15 protein-coding genes are annotated in these 23,140 nt (G+C 38.5%); 3 read left to right on the top strand and 12 right to left on the bottom strand.

Annotated elements, in window-relative coordinates; all coding sequences use genetic code 11:
- Nucleotides 1-69: 69 nt before the first annotated feature.
- The 12 genes from CLU97_RS02055 to CLU97_RS02110 form a co-directional block, all read right to left on the bottom strand.
- The gene (locus tag CLU97_RS02055) at nucleotides 70-567 is read right to left on the bottom strand and encodes a phosphoheptose isomerase (protein ID WP_121486469.1); all 498 of its coding nucleotides are present in this window, start codon (nucleotides 565-567) and stop codon (nucleotides 70-72) included.
- A gap of 24 nt (nucleotides 568-591) precedes the next feature.
- Entirely contained in the window at nucleotides 592-2,874 is a 2,283-nt protein-coding gene (locus CLU97_RS02060; protein ID WP_121486470.1) for a GH92 family glycosyl hydrolase, read from the bottom strand.
- A gap of 16 nt (nucleotides 2,875-2,890) precedes the next feature.
- Nucleotides 2,891-3,757: an ROK family protein gene (locus tag CLU97_RS02065; RefSeq protein WP_121486471.1), complete on the bottom strand. Its 867-nt coding sequence runs from the start codon at nucleotides 3,755-3,757 to the stop codon at nucleotides 2,891-2,893.
- Nucleotides 3,758-3,888: 131 nt separating this feature from the next.
- Nucleotides 3,889-6,297, bottom strand: a complete 2,409-nt coding sequence (locus CLU97_RS02070; RefSeq protein WP_121486472.1) for an endo-beta-N-acetylglucosaminidase H — start codon at nucleotides 6,295-6,297, stop codon at nucleotides 3,889-3,891.
- Nucleotides 6,298-6,355: 58 nt separating this feature from the next.
- Complete coding sequence (locus tag CLU97_RS02075; protein WP_121486473.1) at nucleotides 6,356-8,506, bottom strand: endo-beta-N-acetylglucosaminidase H; 2,151 nt, start codon at nucleotides 8,504-8,506, stop codon at nucleotides 6,356-6,358.
- 109 nt (nucleotides 8,507-8,615) lie between these two features.
- On the bottom strand, nucleotides 8,616-10,043 hold the full coding sequence (locus tag CLU97_RS02080; protein ID WP_121486474.1) for a glycoside hydrolase family 125 protein: 1,428 nt from the start codon (nucleotides 10,041-10,043) through the stop codon (nucleotides 8,616-8,618).
- A 31-nt stretch (nucleotides 10,044-10,074) separates the two neighbouring features.
- A complete protein-coding gene (locus CLU97_RS02085; protein ID WP_183084500.1) occupies nucleotides 10,075-12,306 on the bottom strand; it encodes a GH92 family glycosyl hydrolase in 2,232 nt (743 codons plus the stop codon).
- Between the two features lie 127 nt (nucleotides 12,307-12,433).
- Nucleotides 12,434-13,405: a glycoside hydrolase family 130 protein gene (locus tag CLU97_RS02090; RefSeq protein WP_034691616.1), complete on the bottom strand. Its 972-nt coding sequence runs from the start codon at nucleotides 13,403-13,405 to the stop codon at nucleotides 12,434-12,436.
- Nucleotides 13,406-13,435: 30 nt separating this feature from the next.
- Nucleotides 13,436-14,737, bottom strand: a complete 1,302-nt coding sequence (locus tag CLU97_RS02095) for an MFS transporter (protein WP_121486476.1) — start codon at nucleotides 14,735-14,737, stop codon at nucleotides 13,436-13,438.
- 173 nt (nucleotides 14,738-14,910) lie between these two features.
- Nucleotides 14,911-16,533 (bottom strand): SusD/RagB family nutrient-binding outer membrane lipoprotein, encoded by a 1,623-nt coding sequence (locus CLU97_RS02100; RefSeq protein ID WP_121486477.1) that lies wholly within the window; start codon nucleotides 16,531-16,533, stop codon nucleotides 14,911-14,913.
- Between the two features lie 10 nt (nucleotides 16,534-16,543).
- Nucleotides 16,544-19,501: a SusC/RagA family TonB-linked outer membrane protein gene (locus CLU97_RS02105; protein ID WP_121486478.1), complete on the bottom strand. Its 2,958-nt coding sequence runs from the start codon at nucleotides 19,499-19,501 to the stop codon at nucleotides 16,544-16,546.
- Nucleotides 19,502-19,876: 375 nt separating this feature from the next.
- On the bottom strand, nucleotides 19,877-20,755 hold the full coding sequence (locus CLU97_RS02110; RefSeq protein WP_121486479.1) for an AraC family transcriptional regulator: 879 nt from the start codon (nucleotides 20,753-20,755) through the stop codon (nucleotides 19,877-19,879).
- Between the two features lie 200 nt (nucleotides 20,756-20,955).
- Between CLU97_RS02110 and CLU97_RS02115 the strand changes: the two genes are divergently transcribed.
- The 3 genes from CLU97_RS02115 to CLU97_RS02125 all read left to right on the top strand — a co-directional run bounded on the left by CLU97_RS02115 (nucleotide 20,956) and on the right by CLU97_RS02125 (nucleotide 23,130).
- Nucleotides 20,956-21,822 carry a helix-turn-helix domain-containing protein gene (locus CLU97_RS02115; protein WP_121486480.1) on the top strand — a complete coding sequence of 289 codons (867 nt, stop codon included), beginning with the start codon at nucleotides 20,956-20,958 and terminating at the stop codon, nucleotides 21,820-21,822.
- 86 nt (nucleotides 21,823-21,908) lie between these two features.
- Nucleotides 21,909-22,328 carry an OsmC family protein gene (locus CLU97_RS02120; protein WP_002982623.1) on the top strand — a complete coding sequence of 140 codons (420 nt, stop codon included), beginning with the start codon at nucleotides 21,909-21,911 and terminating at the stop codon, nucleotides 22,326-22,328.
- Nucleotides 22,329-22,524: 196 nt separating this feature from the next.
- The gene (locus CLU97_RS02125; RefSeq protein ID WP_121486481.1) at nucleotides 22,525-23,130 is read left to right on the top strand and encodes a TetR/AcrR family transcriptional regulator; all 606 of its coding nucleotides are present in this window, start codon (nucleotides 22,525-22,527) and stop codon (nucleotides 23,128-23,130) included.
- Nucleotides 23,131-23,140: the final 10 nt, after the last annotated feature.

The raw sequence follows: 23,140 nt of genomic DNA on the forward strand, positions 1-23,140 counted from the left end.
CTTCCCTCTTCCAGCCTCAAGCCTCCTTACCAATAAAAAAATCCGCTTCAATGAAGCGGATTTTTTTATTTATCTTCCAAAGTCATCCTGTACTCTTACAATATCATCTTCGTCTGAAGGATTGGATGCATCGGTATGCTGCCAGATTTCAGCTACAATTCCCCAGCCTGCAAGACCAATTAATCTGTGTCTTTCACCCTGCTGAAGTTTTATCTGATCTTTCGGACCATATTCTCCCAACTCGCCTTCTTCATCGGTATTACTTCTTTTGATACCAACAGTTCCTTCTACCACTTGCCAGATTTCGGCTCTTCTGTGGTGATACTGCCAGCTTAATCTTGCTTCCGGAGCAACGATAAGAATTTTCGGGCTTAGCTTCCCTCCAATTCTCAGGTTATCTACATCAATCCCATCGAAATATTGGTTAGCAAAATCCTGTGCCTGTGTTTCATCAATCACAAAAAATCCTCCCCATGGTCTTGTATCATCTTTGGCTGCAATGTTAAAACCTTGTGTCTGCAGCATGCTCTCTACTCTCTCGAATATTTCTTTTTTTTCTGTACTCATACAGCTATATTTTTAATTTAAAAATTATTTATTTGATTCTTCTTTTGACATTGAGTAAGGAAAATCTTTTTCCTGTGAACCTCTTTCTTTATTGGGCTTGTTATCCATCTTAAAATCTAAAACAGCTCCTTTCATCAGTTCTTTATGGCTCAGCCAGTTTTTGGAATAAGGTTGCTGGTTCACATCCAGTGATTTTACATAAAGATTTTCTGCATTGTTTTCCGGAGCTTTTATTTCAATTTTCTTACCATTTTCCAAGTGGATGGTAGCTTCTTTAAATAATGGCGCTCCCAACACATACTGATCTGTTGCCGGTGTCACCGGATAAAATCCGAGAGCTGAGAAAATATACCACGCAGAAGTCTGCCCGTTATCCTCGTCACCGCAATATCCGTCTGGAGTGGCATGATACAATTTGTTCATCACCTGTCTTGCCCAATATTGGGTTTTGTAAGGTGCTCCTGCATAGTTATAGAGATAGATCATGTGCTGGATAGGCTGATTTCCGTGGGCGTACTGCCCCATGTTCATGATCTGCATTTCTCTGATCTCGTGGATCACGCCTCCATAATAGCTGTCATCAAAAACCGGTGGCAACGAGAATACCTCATCTAATTTAGCTTCAAATTTCTTTTTTCCACCCATTAATTCTGCCAGACCGTCAATGTCCTGGAAAACAGACCATGTGTAATGCCAGCTGTTTCCTTCTGTGAAAGCATCTCCCCATTTGAAAGGATTGAAAGGTTTCTGGAAATTACCATCTTTATTTTTACCACGCATCAATCCGGTTTCTTTGTCAAATACATTTTTGTAGTTGTAAGCTCTTTTCTTATAAATATCAATTTCAGAAGCAGGTTTTCCCAGTGCTTTTCCTAACTGATAGATTGAAAAGTCATCATAAGCATATTCTAATGTTCTAGCTGCATTTTCATTAATTTTCACATCATAAGGGACATAGCCTAACGTATTGTAATATTCTACTCCGGCACGGCCTACAGCTTCTATTGGACCTTCATGATTCGCGCCGTGTTTTACAGCCTGCCAAAGAGCTTCCGTATCATATCCACGAAGTCCTTTGATATAAGCATCTGCTACTACGGACGCAGAATTGTTTCCAATCATAATATCAGAATATCCAGGACTGCTCCACTCTGGTAAGAAACCTCCTTCCTTATAAGCATTGGCCAAGCCTTCCTGCATTTCCACATTGATACTTGGATAGACAAGATTCAGGAAAGGATACAAAGCACGGAAAGTATCCCAAAATCCTGTTCCGGCAAACATTCTTCCGTCAACAATTTTCCCGTTGTAAGGACTCCAGTGTTTTATTTTGTTCTGAGCATCAATTTCATATAATTTCTGCGGGAAGAATAACGTTCTGTATAAAGAGGAATAAAAGGTTCTCATCTGCTGATCTGTTCCTCCTTTTACATCTATTTTTCCTAATGTTTTGTTCCAGATATTTTTAGCATCGGTTTTTACCTGTTCAAAATTTCTGTTTCCGATTTCTCTTTTAAGGTTCAGTTCTGCCTGTTCAAAGCTTATGAATGAAGAGGCTACTTTTGCATAAACCGTTTCTTTGTTTTTAAGCTTAAACCCTACTACAGCACCTGTATGATCGCTCGTAATTTCTAATTGGTCATTAACCAGTTTATCGTCTTTCCAGGTTTTTGTCAGTTCGAAATCTTTATCAAATTGGATAACAAAGTAGTTTTTAAAGTTTTCGTATTTCCCGGTAGAATATTTCGTTGTATATCCCAGGATTTTTCTTTCTTTCGGTAAAATCTTGATATAAGAACCTTTGTTCAAAGCATCTACTACCACATAAGCACTGTCAGTCTTTGGAAAATCGAATTTAAAATAAGAGGCTCTTTCCGTAGGGGTAAACTCTGTAGTAACATTGATATCTGCCAGATAAACACTATAAAAATAAGGTGTGGTAACCTCAGCTTTATGACTGAACCAGCTTGCTCTTTCGTCTTCTTTAAATTTCACTTTTCCTACTCCCGGCATCATGGCAAAAGCACCATAATCGTTCATCCATGGAGAGGGCTGATGGGTTTGTTTAAATCCTTTTATTTTATCTGCATCGTAGGTATATGCCCATCCGTCGCCCATTTTACCGGTTTGTGGCGTCCAGATATTCATTCCCCATGGAAGTCCTACTGCCGGATAGGTATTTCCGTTGGATAAGGAGGGTTTGGATTGTGTTCCCATCAAAGGATTCACATAATCTACGGGAGATACATTCTGACCTAAAGCCCAGGCCTGTAATAACAGTAAGCAAGTAGAAAATATAAACTTCATTGTATCTTTTCGTTTGTTAATTTATATACGCTTTTTTTAATGCATAGCTGGCAGCTCCAAGAATGGCCGCATCTTCAAATATTGCAGAAATCTTAACCTGCAAGTTAATATTATTCTTCGTTAAATTCTGAATAAATTGTTGTTCAAAATAAGGATATGCTTTGGCAATATTTCCTCCTATAACTAAAACTTTCGGTTTGTAATGAGCTACGTATTTCACAATAAATTCGGAGAAAGTGTCTGCATATTCATCAAACATTTGGGTTTGTATTTCTTTGGGTTTATCCAGCAAATCTTTGGTTCCTGAAATTTCATCCCCTGTCAGTTCTTTGTAACGATTCACAAACCAGCGTGTTGCCAGATAATCTTCACTGATAGAATCTCTGAAAGAAGAATCCCATAAGTCCTCATCGGCAGCAAATTCTCCGTTAAAGAAAGTCGTTCCCAATCCTGTACCGAGAGTGACTCCAAAAGCACTGTCGAATCCCTGGGCGCAACCTCCGAATACTTCTCCTTCCATGAAGGCGGCAGCATCATTTACAAAATGAATCTGCTCCTGAGAAATACTGAGTCTTTTTGCCAGTTCTTCTTTAATATTGACCTGATAGATATCTATAAATTTCCCCTGCTGCATAAGAGATACTCCATTCTCATAATCGAAAGGGCCTGGCATTGCAATACCGATTAAAAGGTCTTCTTTTACCAGATCATGAGCCACTTTTTCAATGGCTGAAACCCAAGCGCTGAAAATAAATTCTTTCTTTTCAAAAGCATCTACATGTTCTCTTACATAGGTTGATGAAATGATTTCACGTTTTTCCGGATCTACCTGAGCCAACGTGATGTGAGACCCTCCGATATCGATTCCTACTATATTCTGCATTATTTTTTATTTTAAATTCAAGATCTCCCTGTGACTGAAAAAACAGACAAACAGAAATGAGCTTCTGTCTGTCTGCTTTGTATTTCAGACTTTATTTTATCGAATCCAGTAATTACTTCATTATCTGAATTTTACTTCACAATGATTTTACCGGTTGATAATACTTTACTGTTGGCGGATGTAATCTTGTAAATATAAGTACCACTGATTAAATCCTGTGTATTCACTACGTTATTATTTTGATTAATATTCTGTTTTTTGAACAGTTTTCCTGAAGCATCATACAATGCCACTTCATTGGCTGAGCTGTCACTGATGGCAAAATGAATATCATTTCCTCTTTTCACAGGATTTGGATAAACTGTACTACTCTCTTTTACGGATTCAATATCTTTCACGGCAAGAGATGACGCACATGCAACATCTGTTCTCCAATTCGCATCTGTCATACTTACCAGCGTTGCAAAATGAGTATTTGCCGTAGCATCCAATGCACCTAAACCGCTTCCTTCATCCATTTTCCAGTTGGCTTCAAGACCTGCGGAGTTCGCAGGAACGTTACAGCTGTTGCTCAAAATTTCCTGAGGAGTCAGTGCTTTTTTCCATACTCTGAATTCATCAAGAAAACCGTTGATTGTACGGGAATTGTCATAATTTCTTCCCAGATAAAGAATTCCGTTTGCTGTAAAGTTACCCGTTACGGCAAAAGTAGCATCAAGGTTACCATTGACATAAATTTTCATGGCTGCACCATCATAAGTGGCTGCTATATGATACCATGTATTAGTGTTGAATGCTGTATTCGTATTCAATTTCACCTGTGATGAACCGAAACTCAATATAAACTGAAGTTTGTTATTCGCCAGGTTTCCGTCTCCGAATCTAAGCATAGCCGAGTTATTATCGCCTACTTCAACTCCCATCACTGATGAGATATAAGGAAAAGCTGATTTAAATGAGTTTACTTTTACCCATCCTTCAAAGCTCACTGCATTTCCGCTTAAATTAAATTGTCCTGCATTAAGATAATTGGTACTTCCGTTGAAGGCAAGGGATCTTGCTCCAGGGCTTGTAACAGGTGCGAAACCGCTGTTGAAGGCTCCTTCTGCTGAATAAGTACTTGTAGTTCCTCCCGCACACGAAGCCTGTACTTTCCATACATAGCTTGTATTAGCAGTCAGGTTTTGTAATGAATAGGAATTGGTTGTAATATTTGGAATTTCAGACCATGTTGTTGCTGCGGCAGTTTTATACTGCAGGGTATATGAAGTTGCATTTCCTGCATCCCATGACAACTGAGTGGTATTGCCAAGGAAACTTCCGGAAGTTAATCCTGATGGCGTAGTGCAGCCACTTCCGGAGTTAAACCTTGGTGCGAAAATATAAGTACTTGTTAATGTTGGAGAGCAGTTAGACTGTATTCTCCAATCGTAATCTGTATTCAGCGTAAGATTATTGATCACAATATTATTTCCTGAATAGTTATTGGCCACATTCGTCCAAACTGTTGAGTTGGCTGGTTTGTAATCAATATTATAGGACTGCGAAGCATTGGAAGTCCAGTTCAGTTGAGCTGAAGTTCCTGTAACATTGGAAATATCAAGTCCCAATGGCGGATCACAAGCCTGTCCCTGAGACCATGAATACAGCTGACCGCTTAAAAGGGTATTTTCATTATAAAGGATATTAGAGCCTGTGCTCAGATAGCTCGCGACATCGGTTCCACCCAAATCATACCACATGAAAACGCCATATTGGTCATTCTTTGTACTGGTTGCTAAACTTGCTAAAGTAGTTGCTGAAGTTGAACCAGAATTAGAATTAAGAATCCATGTTGCAGCGGCAGAAATTTTAGATTTATCAAGAGGCGGAACAACAGGTGCATTGTAAGTGCTATACATTGCATTCCAGGTGTAATTGATATAATTTCCTGCTAAATCTCCATTATAAGTCTGTCTGGTTGTAGCCGGACCATAGTAGTAGAATGTAATCAGTTTATCCGGCATTGCGGCTTTCAGTTCCTGCAAAAGCATGACAAAAGAGCTGTTATTAGGCTGTCCTGTTCCGTTATTTCCGTATCCTGCATATTCGTCATCAAGGTCTACTCCATCCAAACCGTAAGTATAAACAGTATGAGCTACCTGTAAAGCGAAATCTTTTGCCGCTTCACGGTTCGGAAAATTAGAAATTCCGGCTCCCTGGTGGTTTCCCAATAGATCCAGTAATACTTTTATTCCTTTTTGCTGTAAAGGTTTTACGTAAGTATTAACATCATTCAGAACTTTGGTAACGTTATTATTGTTTGAGATATAAGCACGGTTTTTGGAAACATCATAGTTGATATTCGCCGCAAAAATAATGGCTACGTCAAAAAGCTGTCTGTTGGTATTCTGCAACGTATAGGAACCCGCATTCAACGGGTTATTGTTATTCACTTCTACATAGCAGACTCCTAAGGGATTAAGCTGCTGTGCTTTGAGCAACGGGGCACACTGAAGCATCAGGGCCATTAAGGGAATAAAAAAGGATTTTTTTCTCATAGTATATCAATTTTGCAGTAGAAAAAGCATTGGGCCGAAGCCCAATGACTGAGTTTTATTATTTTACAATTAGTTTTTCGGATTGTTTTAGGCTTCCATCATGAGATTCAAACTGGATGATGTAGTTTCCTGCCGGAACTCTGCTCAATTCGTATTGATTGTCTCCTGAATTCAATGATTTTGTATCTACGATTCTTCCGTTAAAATCATAAACCGTCAATTTTCCTTTGCTGTATTCATCCGGAACAGAAACGGTAAGTGATGAAGATTTGCTTACCGGATTAGGGTATAATTTGATTTGATTTTTACTATTTGTTTCTCCCGCATTTACTGCCTTTTGACCCGCAGTTCTTGCTAATGCTGAACTTCCTGTTGTACATGGTACATCTGTTCCCCAATTAGAAGAATCAACACCTGTCAACGTTAATGTCACTCCGTTTCCTGAAGTATCCTGAACGGTAGAACCACTTCCTTCGTTAAACTTCCAATAGGCAGCCAGTGAAGTTGCCGGAACAGATACATTACACATATTCTGACTGATTTCTGTCTGACTTAATGCACGCTTCCAAACTCTTACCTCATCTATTTTACCATTGAAATTTCTGGAAGTATTATATAAATATCCTACATTGAACGCCCCTGTTGAATTCACACTTCCGGTTTGTGCTTTGGTGGCATCCAGAGTACCATTGATATAAATTTTCATATTGGATCCATCGTAAGTAGCTGCCACGTGATACCATGTATTGGCATTCAATGCCGTTGCGGAAGCCAGTTTTTGCTGTACATTATTGATGCTTACCACAAACTGAAGTTTATTATTCGCCAGACCGGCATCTCCTAATCTTAAGAATGCAGAATTGCTGTCACTAACCTCTGTTCCCATGATAGAAGAAATATATGGAGATGCAGATTTGAATGATGAAGGTTTGATCCACCCTTCAAAAGATAGTGCAGAACCGCTCAAAGTAAGATTTCCTGCTGCTCCAGATTCAGTGCTTCCATCCAAAGACAGAGCATAAGAGCCTGTAGGCGTTGTTCCTGAGGTGCTTGTAAATCTTGGGGCAAACATATAAGCGCTTTTCACGCTGCAGTTGGTTCTGATTCTCCAGTCATATTCAGTGTTAGCTGTCAATCCGGAAATAGTTACAGAAGTAGAACTTGTTGCAGAAACTGCATTTGTCCATGTGGTTGAAGAAGCTGGTTTATAATCAATATCATAGGTATTGGTTCCTACGGCTGACCAGTTCAGTTTTGCTGAAGTACCTGTAAGATTACTTGTATATAATCCGATAGGCGCATCACAATTGGTTCCTTGCGTCCACGACTGTAAAGTTCCACTTAAAATCGTTGGCTCTCCGTATAAGGTCTGAGTTCCTGCTGAAAGCTGGGATGTTTCATTGGTTCCATGCAGATCATACCACATGAATACTCCATATCCTCCATTTTTGGTTTGGGTGGCCAGACTGGTGGTTGTAGAATTGGAAGTATTCCCCATCCATACGGCTGCCGGAGAAATTTGTGCTTTGGTAAGAGGAGGTACATTTGGGGCAGAGAATGTTCCGTACATGGCATTCCAGCTGTAGTTGACATTGTCTCCTACTCTGGCTCCATTCCAGGAAAGTCTTGAAGCGGCAGGACCATAATAATAGAACGAAATAATTTTATTCGGTAATAAGGCTCTGAGCTCCTGAACAAGCATTACGAAAGAGCTGTCATTGGGCTGCCCAGTTCCGTTATTTCCATATTCTGAGTATTCATCATCAAAATCAATTCCATCAAGACCATAGGTATTCACTGTATTGGCAAGCTGTAGAGCAAAGTCTTTTGCGGCTTCACGCGTAGGAAAATTACAGATTCCTGCTCCCTGGTGGTTTCCCAAAATTGTCAGGACTACTTTCATTCCTTTTTGCTGAAGTGGCTTTATGTAGGTATCCGCATTGGTAAGAACCTTCGTAACGTTATTATTGGAATACAGATAAGCTCTTCCACGGCTGGTATCATAATTAATATTGGCCGCAAAAATATTTACCACATTAAACAGATAGCTGTTCGATGTCTGCAGTTTGTACGCTCCTGCATTCAGGAGGTTGTTATTATTCACTTCCACATAGCATATTCCTGTAGGATTAAGCTGCTGTGCGTTAATCAGAGCACCAGACTGAAGCATCATGGCGATCAGTGCGGTAAAGATGGATTTTTTTTTCATTGTATAATTTTTTTAAGGTGTTTTTGGTGTCTGAATTTTATATAGCATTCCCCTGATACCTTCTTTTTTAGAAAGGAATCCAGATGAATAAGCGATATAAAAGGGTGGACTATGTCAGTAGCTCAGGGTTTTCATTAAAGGTTTTCCATAACAATTCGCCAAACAGGGTATTGGCCCATGCAAACCATTCTCTGGTGAATTTTTTGGCATCGTCTTTATGGAAGGATTCATGCATAAAGCCTGTTCCTCCGTGCGTTTTCTGTAAGATATCTATACACCATCTGATCTCACTTTTGTCATTGGTAGTGAGCGCTTTCATGATGATACTCATTGGCCAGATCATATCCAATCCGATATGTGGACCTCCTATTCCTTCTGCCAGTTTACCTTTGAAGAAGAACGGGTTGTTTTCTGACCACACGAATTTTCTTGTATTCAAATACACAGGGTCATCAGCTTTCACCGCATCCAGATAAGGCAGTCCCAGCAAGCTTGGACAGTTCGCATCATCCATCAGGTTGTAGCTTCCGAAGCCATTCACTTCAAAAGCATATATTTTTCCAAATTCAGGATGATTGTAAATTCCGTATTTTTTAATGGCTGTTTCTACCTCATCAGCAAGGTTGTTCAGTTGTTGAGCCAATGTTTTTTCATTTTTAATCTGAGCAACCATTTCCGCTGCCTGACGTAAACTTACCACCGCAAATAAGTTGGAAGGGATCAGGAATCCATAGATGGTAGCATCATCACTTGGACGGAACATAGAGCTGATCAATCCGACAGGCTTCGTTGGATAACCATATCCTCCCATAGGAACTCCGTCTGTAGCCCAAGCTGTGGTACGCTCGAATTTATAAGGTCCAAGATCATGTTTTCTCTGCTGTTCTGTAAAGGTCTGCAGGGTAAGTTTAATTCCTTTCAGCCAGTTGGCATCAAAAGGTTTTGTATCTCCTGTTGTTTTCCAGAAGTGGTAGGCCAGACGGATAGGATAGCAAAGCGAGTCAATTTCCCATTTTCTTTCATGGGTTCCCGGCTTCATATCGGTATGATCATATTCTTTCCATTTACTGATCTTCTGATCATCGTTATAGAAAGCATTCGCATAAGGATCTTTCAGGATGAAGGTAGTCTGTTTGTGGATTACTCCTGAGATCAGCTTATGAAGTTTTTCGTCTTTTTTCGAGAACTGCAGATAAGGGAAAACCTGTGCGGAACTGTCACGAAGCCACATGGCATCAATATCCCCTGTGATCACATAGGTATCCGGTGCTCCGCCGGTTTCCGTATAGTAAACAGTAGTATCTAATGTATTCGGGAAGCAGTTTTCAAAAAGCCAGCTCAGCTCTTTGTTTTTTACTTTCTTTTTAAAGGCTGCAATAGCACTTTCTACGGATTCGCTGGTAAAATGTCTTTTATCTTTAGGAACACGGACAACAGGAAAATCATCCAGTACTAAATTTTTAGCAAAAACATTCTGAGTAAACAGCAATCCGGCTCCTGCCAGAGCACTTGTTTTAATAAAATTTCTCCTTTCCATTGATACTTTGTTTCGTTTATTTTTATTAGTCTTATTTTACTGGTTTGCTTCCCATTACGAATCTCAATTCACCACCATTCATGATATCGCTGTGGTTCAGCTCCCAGCTTTTGTACTCTTTTCCGTTCAGGAACATTTTCTGTACATAGATATTCTTATCAGATATTTTGTCTGCAACAACCGTAAATGTTTTTCCGTTCTCCAATTTTAAAGAAGCTTTCGGGAATTGTGGTGCTCCTATGGCATAAACAGGTTTCCCAGGTGTTACAGGATAGAATCCTAATGATGAGAAGATATACCATGCTGACATCTGACCACAGTCTTCATTGTTAACGATTCCGTCAGGTTTAGCGGCGTACATATTGTCACGGATATATTTTACCATTTTCTGAGTCTTGTAAGGACTTCCTGCATAGTTGTACAGGTATGGAACATGATGTCCCGGCTCATCCCCGAATCCTAAAGATCCGATAAATCCTGAGATATCTACGTGCTGTTCTCCTTCCATGTGAAGCGCTTCAGTGAAGGTTTTATCCAGCTTTTCTTCAAATCCTTTTTTCCCTCCGTACAGATTCATCATTTCATCAATCTGGTGAGGAACAAAGAAATCATAAGCCCAGATGTTTCCGGAAACCCAGTGTGGTTGCAGTTTTTTCCAATCATTAAGGGTAAAATCTGCTAAGAATTTTCCATCTTTTTGTCTTGGCCAGAAGTGGTTATTTTCTTTATTGAAGGTATTCAGAAAGTTCATAGAACGTTTTTTATACACTTCTGATTCTTCTTTTTTACCTAATTTTTCAGCAAGCTGCTGGATACACCAGTCGTCATATGAATATTCTAATGTTGCAGAAACTGAAGCTCCGTTTTCTGATGGAGTGTAGCCTAACTTGATATAATCATTAAGACCTCCACCACCATCGCTACTGCTCATTTTATCCGTTAAAGAAGCATCTTTCATCGCAGCAAATGCTTTTTCAGCATCAATACCCGGAACTCCTTTTGAAATGGCATCCCAGATTACCGAAGCACTGTGATAACCCAGCATACAGAAATTATCATATCCGCAAAGTTCCCAGATTGGCATGTGATCTTTACGATCCGTATATCTGCTGATCAGAGAATTCGCAAATTCTTTTGTATGTTTCTGATCCATAATAGTCAATAATGGATGTGTCGCTCTGAATCCGTCCCAGTAAGAGTAAGTACTGTAGTTGGTGAACCATTTGGTATTCATATTTTCCTGAGCGGCAACATAGTCACCATTCACGTCCATGTATAAATTTGGTGCAATGAATGTATGATAAACCCCAGTATAGAAAATTTTTCTCTGATTGTCTGTACCTCCTGTCACCTGGAATCTTCCGATAAGATCTCTCCAAGTCTTTTGTGCTGTTTCTTTTGCTTGTGCAAAGTTTATATTTTTAGCTTCAGTATCGAAGTTTTCCTGTGCATTTTCTATACTCACGGGAGATAAAGATACTTTTACTTCTATGCTTTCCTGGTCTTCTGTTGAGAATCTTACAAAAGCTTTAGCATCTTTGGCAAGGGCAATTTTTTCATCGTTTTTGATTTTTCCGTCAGCATAAACGCCGTAAGACTTAAACGGTTTGGAAAACTCCATTACGAAGTAAGCAAATCGTTTACCTCCCCAGCCATTGCTGTAACAGTACCCTTTGATTTTATTATTGCCTTCCACACTCACTAAAGTATGGTAGATGTTTCCGAAGATTTTGTTGGTAGGATCAATAATGATATTGGCTTCGCTACTTTTCGGAAAAGTATATTTATGAAATCCGACTCTTGGGGAAGTGGTAAGTTCTGCTTTAATTCCGTAGCTGTCCAGCATTACGGAATAATATCCCGGAGACGCTATTTCTTTATCATGCGTAAATTTTGAACGGTAACCCGTTTCAGGATTTTCTTCAGATCCCGGCACCATTTTCACCTGTCCTACGGTAGGCATTACCAGAATATCTCCAAGGTCTGCCCATCCTGTTCCGCTCAAATGGTTATGGCTGAATCCCATAATCGTTTTGCTACTGTAGTGATATCCGGAACACCAGTCCCAATCACCGCTTTTCGTATTCTGATCCGGACTTAGCTGTATCATCCCGAATGGAGTGGTTGCCCCCGGAAACGTATGCCCATGTCCTCCCGTGCCTATGAATGGATCTACCCAGGATAAAACATCATTTTTATTCTGTTGGGCACTGGCTACAGAAATCAGGGTTGTAAAAAAGCAGATTAACAGTTCTTTTTTCATGATAAGAGAGGTATCGGAGATTTTTGGTTTAAAAGTTGGTTTAAAAATAGGAAAACCATTATAAAATTCCCAGTAAATGGGAAAATTAAGATGATTAACCTATTCTCCTAAACTTTATATTACTGTATTAAATTGAATTCTTTTTCATAAAATCAATGATTTCTGAGATATATCCAAAGGCAATCGCAACTACGGTATCAGCGGCACCATAATATACTGTTACTTTGTCTCCCTCAGTCAATGCTGCACAAGGGAAAACCACATTCGGTACATCTCCTGTCATTTCATACAATTCAGCCGGAGCCAACAGATAAGGCTTCGTTCTGTACAATACTTTTGTAGGGTCTTCAAGATCAAGCAAAGCTGCTCCCATTGAATATCTGAATCCTCTGCAGGTATTGATCACTCCATGATAGAAAAGCAGCCATCCTTCTTCTGTTTTGATAGGAACAGGCCCACCTCCGATCTTTGTACACTGCCATGCACTGTCTTCAAAGGGAGTTACTTTCATCACGCAACGGTGCTCACCCCAGTACTTCATATCAGGGCTGTAGCTGATATAAATATCACCGAAAGGTGTATGTCCGTTATCACTCGGACGGCTCAGCATGGCATATTTACCATTGATTTTTTCAGGGAACAAAACTCCGTTTCTGTTGAAGGGAAGAAATGCATTTTCGCACTGAAAAAATTCTTTAAAATCAAAAGTATACCCAATTCCGATGGTAGGACCATTGTATCCGTTACACCATGTAATCCAGTAGCGGTCTTCAATGAAGGTTACGCGGGGATCATATTTGTAATCGGATTCAATCATATCCGTATTTCCAGCCTGCATTTCAATAGGATCATGATTGATATCCCAATTGATTCCGTCTTTACTGAAACCAGCAAAAATATTCATCTGTACTGCCTTGTTGTCACAACGGAATACTCCGGCAAATCCGTCTTCAAAAGGAATCACGGCACTGTTGAATATACTGTTGGATGTTGGTATCGCGTATCTGTTAATGATCGGGTTTTCGGAAAACCTCCACATGATATCATTGCAACCTTCCGGGCGATCCTGCCAAGGGATCATTACTGATTGAGCTGTCATAAAGTATTTTTTACTTTTTATTTTTAATTATTATGAATTGATTTGTTGTTCTTTCTGATTTTCAGGATGCGGGAAAGGAACGAATAAGGTGACCAAAAATGCAGGAATAGTGGCGATCAATACCCAGATAAAGAACATTTTGTACCCGATCCAGTCACTGATCATTCCGCTGAACATTCCGGGAATCATTACACCAAGGTTCATGATTCCTGTTGCAAATGCGTAATGGGCTGTTTTGTGTTTTCCGGGGGCAATCTGCTGCATCATGTAGAGCATTAATCCTACAAAACCAAATCCATATCCGAAATATTCTACTACTACGGCAATTCCTACCGGTAAAAGGGTAGCCGGCTGATAGTGCGCTAATAATGCATAAACCACAAAAGGAATATTGAATGCACAGCACAGCCATATCAGAGATCTTTTCAATCCGCGGGCTGAGATAAAATATCCTGCCAGAACAGATCCTAAGATAAATGCTGCAGAACCGTATGTTCCGTAAATAAGTCCGATATCTGAAGTAGATAATCCTAATCCTCCTGACGTTCTTGGAGCTTTAAAAAATAAAGGAGCAATTTTGATCGCAAATCCTTCCGCAAAACGATACAGAATAATGAAGAGTATACACCACAGAATTTTCTTTTTGGTAAAGAAAGAGGTAATGACTTCCAATAATTCCTGACGGACATTTCCAGCTGTTTTCTCTTCTTTCTGCTCTTCTTTGCTTTCTTTCGGCAGAATAAAATAGTGGTAAATAGCCAATACAAAAAACAGTAATGCATAGATCACCATAATGATCATCCAGGCATGTATAACGCCTTTTGTTTTTTCTAAAACACCAGCGAAATAAACCAGTGCTCCACTGCTGATAATCTTGGCCAAATTGTAAAATGCACCCTGCCAGCCAATATATTTCGCCTGCTCTTTATTGGTAAGAAAACCAATATACGTTCCGTCTGCTACCACATCATGGGTAGCTCCACAAAATGCCACTACTGCAAAAAGCGCAATACTGTATTTGAAAAAATCATGCATTGGCAGGCTTAAGGCTACTAATGCGAACAGAATTCCTATGGCAAACTGAGTAAAAACAACAAAGAATTTTTTGGTTTTATAGATCTCGAGAAACGGGCTCCAAAGAGGCTTCAGTGTCCAGGAGAACATCACAAGGGCTGTCCAGAATGTAATCTGTGCATCCGAAACACCCATATCTTTATACATGATTCCTGAAACCGCATTAATGGTTACAAAGGGAACACCCATTGCAAAATATAATGTGGAAATCCAGAGAATTGGCTGGATCCTGCGGGTTTCGGAGTTGTTTTTTCCCATATTTAAAAATAAGATTCCAAATAAAAGAGAACATCTCAAACATTCATTCAGGCTAAAAAACGAAACTATAAATTTTTTGGAGATTCTACTCTATTCTCCTGCCTTAATGAATGTATCAAATAAAAATCTGATGTTGAGATGTCTCTTTATTAATGAGTGATTCTGAATATTTTTTATTTCTTATCCCACCATAGCTTAGTACCTCCGGTATCTGGACCATTAAGCATCTGTGCAGCCTGCTGGTAATTATATAATGACGTTTTGGTATCAATAGTGAAAGGAATTCTTCTGATCATTGCTTCTGTATTGATAGCTCCGCCGCTGTCATTTTTTCTTACTTTGAAAAGAATCGGATATCCTGTTCTTCTCTGCTCTGCCCATGCTTCTGGCCCGTTCGGATAAAGAGAAAGCCATTTCTGAGTAATGATTCTTTCTAATTTTCTTTCATTGGTATCTCCGTTGTTCCATGCAATAGTAATGGTACTTAGCTGAGGATGTCCTAAAGCGATATTATTGTCTGCATTTTTCGGATCTACATAAGGTGCTTCTGTAGAGGTGTTATCAGCAAGATAAGTGGCAACGCTTGCACTTTTACCCCATTCTCCGAAAGACTGCTGAACCCCGGTAGTATAGTTAGTCTGAATATCACCTGCTCCTGTATATCCTCTCAAGGCAGCTTCTGCTTTTAGAAACCAAGTTTCTGCAGCGGTGAATAATTTCATTTTACCATCAGTTCCTGAGAAATAATCTCCGCTGGCAGATTTTGCCTGTGGCTGAGAGAATCCCCCATACGTTGATTTACCATTTAATAAATCAATTCCCTGGCGTATTCCTATATATTTCCCCTGAAGGCTTGGATCCGATGCAGGAATAGCATATGCAGGAAGTCTTGGATCATTGTATCCGTTCATGTAAGCCATCAAAGGTGCTCCGATCAAACAGTCTCCCCATGAATAAATGATAAAGCTTAATTCTGACTGTCCTACACTAATTAAAGCATTATCTGCATTATCAGTAATCAATCCCGCAGATGAAGCCAATGCCTCTTCTGCATATTGTTTTGATTTCACAGGATCAGCATAGCTCATTCTCATGGCTAATCTCAGCTTTAATGAATTGGCAAATTTTGCCCATTGTGCCATATTTCCACCGTAAACTAAATCTGCTCTTTTCAATGCAGCTTTATCACCTTCATTTCCAGTAGCAGGCATATTCTGTATTTTTTGCAAATCTGTAATAGCCACAGTAAGGTCATTGATAAAGTTTTGATAGGCATCTTGCTGAGAATCAAAATCTGTTACCCCGTTTGCATTGGGTGTTTCATATTTGCTGTATACTACCGGACCGTGATTGTCTGATACTCTTGCCGCTGTGATTACCTTTAAGATCTTTTTAACGGCAAATGTTCCTGTAAAATCTATTCCCGGATAAAAGTTTTTAGCGGCGTTATCAATGATGATAGAATAATTGAAAATATCCTGCTGCCTTGCAATAATCCTGTTATTCCACCCATCCATCATAAAATAGGTCATATTGTTCTTACCACCATTAAACTGGGTTGCAGTACTGAACATACCACTGAACATATCCGCACTTAGATTGGGATACAGTTGGTAATCTGACTGAAGACCTCTTTGAAGGGATTTTAAGGGATTAACAACCGCGTTGTAATCCGCATACATGTTTTCAGGATTCCCTAGCTTTTCCTGATTATACTGATCTAGATCACCGCATCCGGAAGCAGTCATCAAGACTGCCGCACCCAATACCAGTGTTTTAATATTATTGAATTTCATTTTCGTTAAATTAGAAGTTAGCCTTTAATGATAGTCCGATTGAGCGGGTAACCGGCAGTCCGAATGAATCTACCCCAACCCCACCAGGTGTATTTCCTGATACTTGTTCCGGATCAAACGGTGCTTTTTTATAGAAGAAAAACAAATTGGTTCCCACCAAGCTTACCGTTGCATTTCTCATATATTTTGATTGGATATCAAAGCTGTATGAGATGGATGCCTGACGTAAACGTACCGTTGTAGCACTGTATAAATAAGCCTCATCAATTCCAGTCCCAATACCACCGGCACCACCTGTTCTTTTATAATATGCTTTTGCATCGGTAACTCCGTTATAAGCCTGTCCTGCCAGAGGTGTTCCCGGAGCATATACTGCGTTTGGAATGGATACTCCACCAGCATCTCTTGCATCAGCTGTCGCCTGGCTTACTCCGTACAAATCATTTGCTTTTTCAGTAAGAGACAATACTTTACCTCCGAATTTACCATCGATAAGGAAAGATATTCCCAGTTTACCAATATTAAAAGAGTTATTAAAACCTAGAATAAACTTAGGGTTTGGATTACCCAAATATTGAGGATCACCTGTAGTACCCAATGGAACTCCATTTTCATCTACTAAAACACGTCCCTGATCATCTCTTTTGAATTTAACTCCGTAAAGATCTCCAAAAGATCCTCCCAGTCTCAATTTTGTGAAATCTCCACCACCCGTTAATGAGAAAAGCTGGTTTTCTGATATTGGCAGGCTTGATGGAAATAATTCAACAATTGTATTTTTGTTTGCAGAAGCATTTATTGTAGTTGTCCAGCCAAATTTCTCTGTCCCAAAAACTTTGTATGATAAAGAGGCTTCAAAACCTGTATTGCGTATTTTCCCCGCATTAATATAATATGAACCTGATGGAATTCCTCCAAAGTTAGATCCAATCGTTGTCTCCAACAACTGATTGCTGGCATTAGAGTTATAATAAGTAAGATCGAAATTTAATCTGTTGCTGAACATTCTCAACTCAGTTCCTGCCTCAAACGTTTTATTAAGTTCCGGACGAGGAATAAGGTCTGGGCGACTGGTAACAAATGAACTTTTCGGATATACAATAGTTCCTGCATCTACTCCATAAGAATAGGCATTATAATAGGCAACCATTGCATTAGAAATATTAGCTGGTAATCCTAACCCTACAGTTGCATAAGAACCTCTTACTTTCCAGAAATTAATCACTTCCGGAAGTTTAAAGATAGAAGATAAGATCGCATTCGCTCCTACAGACTCATAATCAAATCCGCTTCTTCCTGTTAATGCCAAAGTGGAATCCCAATCGTTTCTAAAGGTCATATCTACATAAAACATATTCTTATATCCTACTGAAGCACTTGCAAAAACTGATCGCACCTGTTTTTTCAGGTTCCAGTAGATATTATGATATCCATCTCCCGGGCTTCGGTCTACATTCCATTGCAGGTTGTTTATTGCAAACAAATTAGGATTGGACAGATAAGCATTATCAATCTGTGTTACTTTATTACTTGTAGTATTCACACTTCCTCCAACGGTAAAGTCTAAAGAAATTGATTCGCTTAATTTTGGACTACCAATCAATAAAACGTCACCATAAGTAGACGAATTTTCGTATACGTTTTTAAGGATTCTTCCGTTTTGTCCTCCTGCCAATAAACTTGGCGCTGAATAAGCCGAAATATCACGCTGGCTGTCTGAACTGTTCCAGCTATAATTACCTCTTACTCGCGCAGTTAACCATGGATTAATCTCATAAGACAATGAAACAGCGCTGTATGCATTTTTATTTTTAACCGTAACCGCATTTCTGTTTAAAATCCAATATGGATTTTGAGTTTCCGGGTTTCCTTTGAAACTTCCGTCAGGCTTTACTTCCCACCAATTTTGGGCAGGTAAAAGTCTCTTTTTATCTATGAAAGAGTAGCTATCCGGTCCATATTGATCGAAATCTACCCCTCTCGGCAGCCAGTATAAACTTGCTAAAGGAGAGAAAGATGCCCCTGGAGTCTGTCTGTTTTTACTGTCCTGTAAGGAACCAATGAAGTTAGCATCCAATGTCAGTTTATCATCAAGAAACTTACTTGAGTTTCTGAATGACACGTTATACTGATCAAAATAAGACATTGGGATCACCCCTTTATTGGTCGTATTTCCAATGGAAAAATAGTTGGTTGATTTTTCGTTTCCGGATTGGAAAGAAAGACTGTTCACCCAAGTTGTTCCGGTTTGCAGAAAATCTTTAACGTAGTCCTTCGAACTTCCTTTTGCTCCCCAGCTCTCAATATTATTTCCTGGAGATTGAGTAGGATCGGATGGATCATAAGATAAATAACTATGCTGCAGTTTGGGTAAGCTATAGGCTCTTTCAACCGTTAAACTCGAGCTATAAGAGATAGAGCTCTTACCTATTTTCCCTTTTCTTGTGGTAATCAAAATAGCTCCATTTCCACCTGCAGAACCGTATAATGCTGATGCTGATGCTCCTTTCAGGAAGTTGATGCTCTCAATATCATCAGGATTAATAGAACTCAGTACATCTCCCGGATCCGGCATATTGGAATACTGACTTATATCCGCAGATTTTCCTGTTCCGTTGATAATAGGAATTCCATCCACTACATACAAGGGCTGGCTGTTTGATACAGACTTATTCCCTCTCATAATTACCCTTACGGAACTACCTACACCATTGGTTCTGTTGATTTGTACATTGGAAACTTTTCCATTGATCGAATTTAATAGATTGGGAGTTTTCACTTCTGTAAGCTCATCTCCACCAATCTGCTGACTGGAATACGTCAAAGAGCGGGCCTGCCTTTTTATTCCCAAAGAGGTCACTACGACCTCCTCAATACTGTTTGTCTTCGTAGTATCGGCTGATTTTTTCTCCTGTGCATTCGCAGAAATTGAAAAAACGAACAGAACGGGTATAACTGCTTTTCTCATAAGGTTTAGATTCGTTAGATTTAATTGAGAATCAGTGACATTACTTTATTTTTCAATACAAAAAAAATTATTGTTTTTTTCAGCAAAAAATTGCCGTTTATGTATTAAATTATTTAAAGTTTTGTTAAGATTTAATTCACATTCACAAATCTAAATTTTGTAACCAGTCTGATATAATACTATTTTATCATAAAACGATATTATTTTTTCAGCAATTTTATTTAAACCCGATTAAACCTCTAAATACCAACAAAATACACCTGATTAAATTCTATCAGAAAAAGAGGATTTATCTTACTTTTTTAACAAAAAAACCGGGTAGTTATACCCGGTTTTGTCTTTTATTTTGCAGTAAAAATGAATTTTTAAAAAATATTATTCAATTTTTTTCACGCCTTTAAATTGTTCTTTAAATTCTGTTGGCGTTGTCTTTTTGATGGATTTAAATACCTTGTTGAAGTTCGCAATATTATTAAACCCAGCTTCAAAAGCAATTTCAAAAACCGTAAGATTTTTTTCCATCAGCCAGCGTGCGGCGTAACTGATTCTTATCTCATTCAGATAGTTAATGAATGTTTTTCCTGTTCTTTTTTTGATAAATCTGTTGAAAGTTACATTACTCATATTCACCAATGAAGCCACTTTATCCAGTGTTATTTTATTCTCAAAATTTTTATGGACAAAGTCATGAATAACCTTCATTTTATCATTATCTGCAAAAGATTCAAGCTCTATGCTGTAGGAAGACAGAAGGGTTTTGTTTTCTGCAACGGCCAGTTCATTCAAGATTTTCATAATTTCTATAAAAGACTCAAAACTGTTCATTTTGGACAGATTGAGAAACGAATCTTTTAGTTTTTCAGCCGTTTCTGTTGAGAAAAGAATTCCCTTGATAGAATCTTTCATCAGATTATTGATTGGTTTCAGGATATTTTTCTCCATCAGTGACTGTTGAAAGAAATCCTGATTGAATTGTATGGTGATCTCGTGAGTCTTTCTGTTTTTGCATTTATAATTGGCCCAGCAATGTGGTAAATTAGGGCCAACCAATACCAGCTCTATATTTCCAATTTCACCTGTGTGGTCTCCAATCATTCTGCGATACCCTTTTCCTTTATAGATAAAGTTGATTTCAATTTCCGGATGATAATGATACGGGAAGTCAAAAGAAGCTTTAATCCTGTCGAATACGAGAAAACTATCCTCAGGAGACAGTGGAGTTATTTCTCTCAGAATATTTTCTAATTCGCTCATACAGGCAGTTTTGAAAAATGGTTAAATAATATAGGTCGCGATACAAATCTTTGTAAAAATGATAAAATAATATCAATGTAAAAATATATTTGCGATTTATTTTATTCCAATTCTTTATGTCTGGCATCAGAAATTTGGGTTTCAATAATTTAATAAAGCTCAAATCATGCTTTTTTGTATCTTTAAACTAAAGTTAAAGTATGCCGCAACCGCTTATTTTTGAAGATCAATATAAAAGACTCGGACTGGAGGTATTTTCGGAAGAAAATCTGGAGAATTTCAACGGAAATCGGTTCAGTACAGATATTAAAGTATTTTTTATTCCTTCCGGATATGAACTTACGGTAGACTTTAATCATTACAAAATAAAGACTCCTTCATTATTTTTTTTGACAAACCAGCATCTGAATATCCAAAAAGGAAAAGATGAATCTATACTTCTTTTCTACAACCGTGATTTCTACTGCATCCAGATTCATGATAAAGAAGTAGCTTGCGATGGGCTCCTTTTTCATAATGTTTTTGAAATTCCTTTTGTGGAGCTTGATGATTCTGAAACGAGTCTTATAAAAGGACTGTTCCAAAACATTCAGGATGAGCTTAAATGGAAAGACTCTTCTGCCGAAGAAATGATCAGAACCTATGTAAAACAGATCATCATCCGGGCTACCAGAAAGTGGAAGAAACAAAATTTAGATAATAACTCTGTCAGAATTCCAGGCAGCGAACTTGATATTTTCCGAGACTTCAGCAGACATCTGGAAATCCATTTCAGAGAGAAACATAATGTAGCAGAATATGCAGAACTGCTTCACATAGCACCGAAAACCTTAACCCATAAATTTAAAAATTTAAATCTGGAGTCTCCCAATCAGTTTATCATCAACAGGATTTTACTGGAAGCTAAAAGATTACTGTTTTATACAGATAAGCCCGTAAAGGAAATTGCCTACGATCTCGGCTATGAAGATCCTGCTTATTTTAACCGTCTTTTCACCAATAAAACAGGAAGTACACCTTCCAATTTCAAAAAAAATTACTCCTCGGGAAAAAAGTACAATATTTAAGTCTTTTTATCTATTGAATACTCCTAACCGCAGACATACCTTTGTAACATCAAAAACAAACAATACTAAATACAAAAACAAACATTATGAGACGTAACGCAACAGCCGTTTGGAACGGTACCATCAAAGAAGGAAAAGGACATTTAACTACTCAGAGTACCACTTTAAATCAGACTCAATATTCTTTCAACAGCCGTTTTGCAGATGGTGTTGGGACAAACCCTGAAGAATTACTTGCAGCAGCTCACGCTGGATGTTTCACTATGAAACTGGATGCGGAATTATCACAGGCAGGTTACAACCCTGAAGAATTAAAAACAACTTCTGTAATCACTCTTGACCCAAACATTGGAAAAATTACAAAATCTGAACTGACTCTTACTGCTAAAGTTCCGGGAATCTCAGAAGAAGAATTCCAGAAATTCGCTAAGATTGCTGAAGAAGGATGCCCCGTAAGTGCCGCTTTCAACTTTGAAATTACATTGAATGCTACTTTAGAAAATTAAGATTCAAAGCATTTATATCAATAGAAACGGGCATTATCCTGAGCGGAGACGAAGGAAGCCCGTTTTCTTTTTTAAAATAATTCTATTGGCTTTAGTCAAAACTTAAATCCAAAACATTCAAATTAATTATTCTCCTTCAATAAAATATACCGAGTGGTATATTTTTGTATATTTGCATTACAATTATCCAATTATAATGTCGAAGGCAGAAAAAACAAAACAGCATATCATCGAGAAAACAGCGACTCTTTTTAATACGAAGGGTTATATTTCCACATCGCTGTCTGACATTACACAAGCAACAGGGCTGACGAAAGGGAGTATCTATGGAAATTTTGAAAACAAAGATGAAGTCGCGATTGAAGTTTATAAATACAATGCAGGATTATTGGGTAAAACCCTCAGTCGCTCTTTTAGCGATGAGTTCCCTACTTCTCTGGATAAGCTTCATGCTTTTGTAGATTTTTATAGAAAAAAATGGAAATTTGTTTTTGCCAACGGCGGATGTCCTTTAATGAATGCTGCAACAGAAGCAGATGATTCTTTTCCTGCTTTAAAAACCCAGGTTAAAAGATCTTTTGAACAGTGGATGATCAAGATATCAGGTTCTATTACCGAAGGGCAAAAGAATGGTGAAATTGATAAAAAAATCAATGCTGATCAATACGCTTCCCTATTCATCATGCTTATTGAAGGCGGAATTCTGCTTTCAAAAACAATGGGTGACCAGAGCTTTCTCAACAATGCTTTAGATAAGGTTAGCAGTATGATTGATCATGAACTCAATATTCTTCCATCATAAATAATACAAT

The sequence above is a fragment of the Chryseobacterium sp. 7 genome (assembly GCF_003663845.1).
Taxonomy (GTDB): domain Bacteria; phylum Bacteroidota; class Bacteroidia; order Flavobacteriales; family Weeksellaceae; genus Chryseobacterium.

Excerpts from the sequence above, each read along its gene's own strand:
- CLU97_RS02075 (WP_121486473.1), bottom strand. The coding sequence starts at position 8,506 with ATGAAAAAAAAATCCATCTTTACCGCACTGATCGCCATGATGCTTCAG.
- CLU97_RS02070 (WP_121486472.1), bottom strand. The coding sequence starts at position 6,297 with ATGAGAAAAAAATCCTTTTTTATTCCCTTAATGGCCCTGATGCTTCAG.
- CLU97_RS02065 (WP_121486471.1), bottom strand. The coding sequence starts at position 3,757 with ATGCAGAATATAGTAGGAATCGATATCGGAGGGTCTCACATCACGTTG.
- CLU97_RS02125 (WP_121486481.1), top strand. The coding sequence starts at position 22,525 with ATGTCGAAGGCAGAAAAAACAAAACAGCATATCATCGAGAAAACAGCG.
- CLU97_RS02055 (WP_121486469.1), bottom strand. The coding sequence starts at position 567 with ATGAGTACAGAAAAAAAAGAAATATTCGAGAGAGTAGAGAGCATGCTG.
- CLU97_RS02085 (WP_183084500.1), bottom strand. The coding sequence starts at position 12,306 with ATGAAAAAAGAACTGTTAATCTGCTTTTTTACAACCCTGATTTCTGTA.
- CLU97_RS02110 (WP_121486479.1), bottom strand. The coding sequence starts at position 20,755 with ATGAGCGAATTAGAAAATATTCTGAGAGAAATAACTCCACTGTCTCCT.
- CLU97_RS02100 (WP_121486477.1), bottom strand. The coding sequence starts at position 16,533 with ATGAAATTCAATAATATTAAAACACTGGTATTGGGTGCGGCAGTCTTG.
- CLU97_RS02095 (WP_121486476.1), bottom strand. The coding sequence starts at position 14,737 with ATGGGAAAAAACAACTCCGAAACCCGCAGGATCCAGCCAATTCTCTGG.
- CLU97_RS02090 (WP_034691616.1), bottom strand. The coding sequence starts at position 13,405 with ATGACAGCTCAATCAGTAATGATCCCTTGGCAGGATCGCCCGGAAGGT.
- CLU97_RS02115 (WP_121486480.1), top strand. The coding sequence starts at position 20,956 with ATGCCGCAACCGCTTATTTTTGAAGATCAATATAAAAGACTCGGACTG.
- CLU97_RS02120 (WP_002982623.1), top strand. The coding sequence starts at position 21,909 with ATGAGACGTAACGCAACAGCCGTTTGGAACGGTACCATCAAAGAAGGA.
- CLU97_RS02080 (WP_121486474.1), bottom strand. The coding sequence starts at position 10,043 with ATGGAAAGGAGAAATTTTATTAAAACAAGTGCTCTGGCAGGAGCCGGA.
- CLU97_RS02060 (WP_121486470.1), bottom strand. The coding sequence starts at position 2,874 with ATGAAGTTTATATTTTCTACTTGCTTACTGTTATTACAGGCCTGGGCT.
- CLU97_RS02105 (WP_121486478.1), bottom strand. The coding sequence starts at position 19,501 with ATGAGAAAAGCAGTTATACCCGTTCTGTTCGTTTTTTCAATTTCTGCG.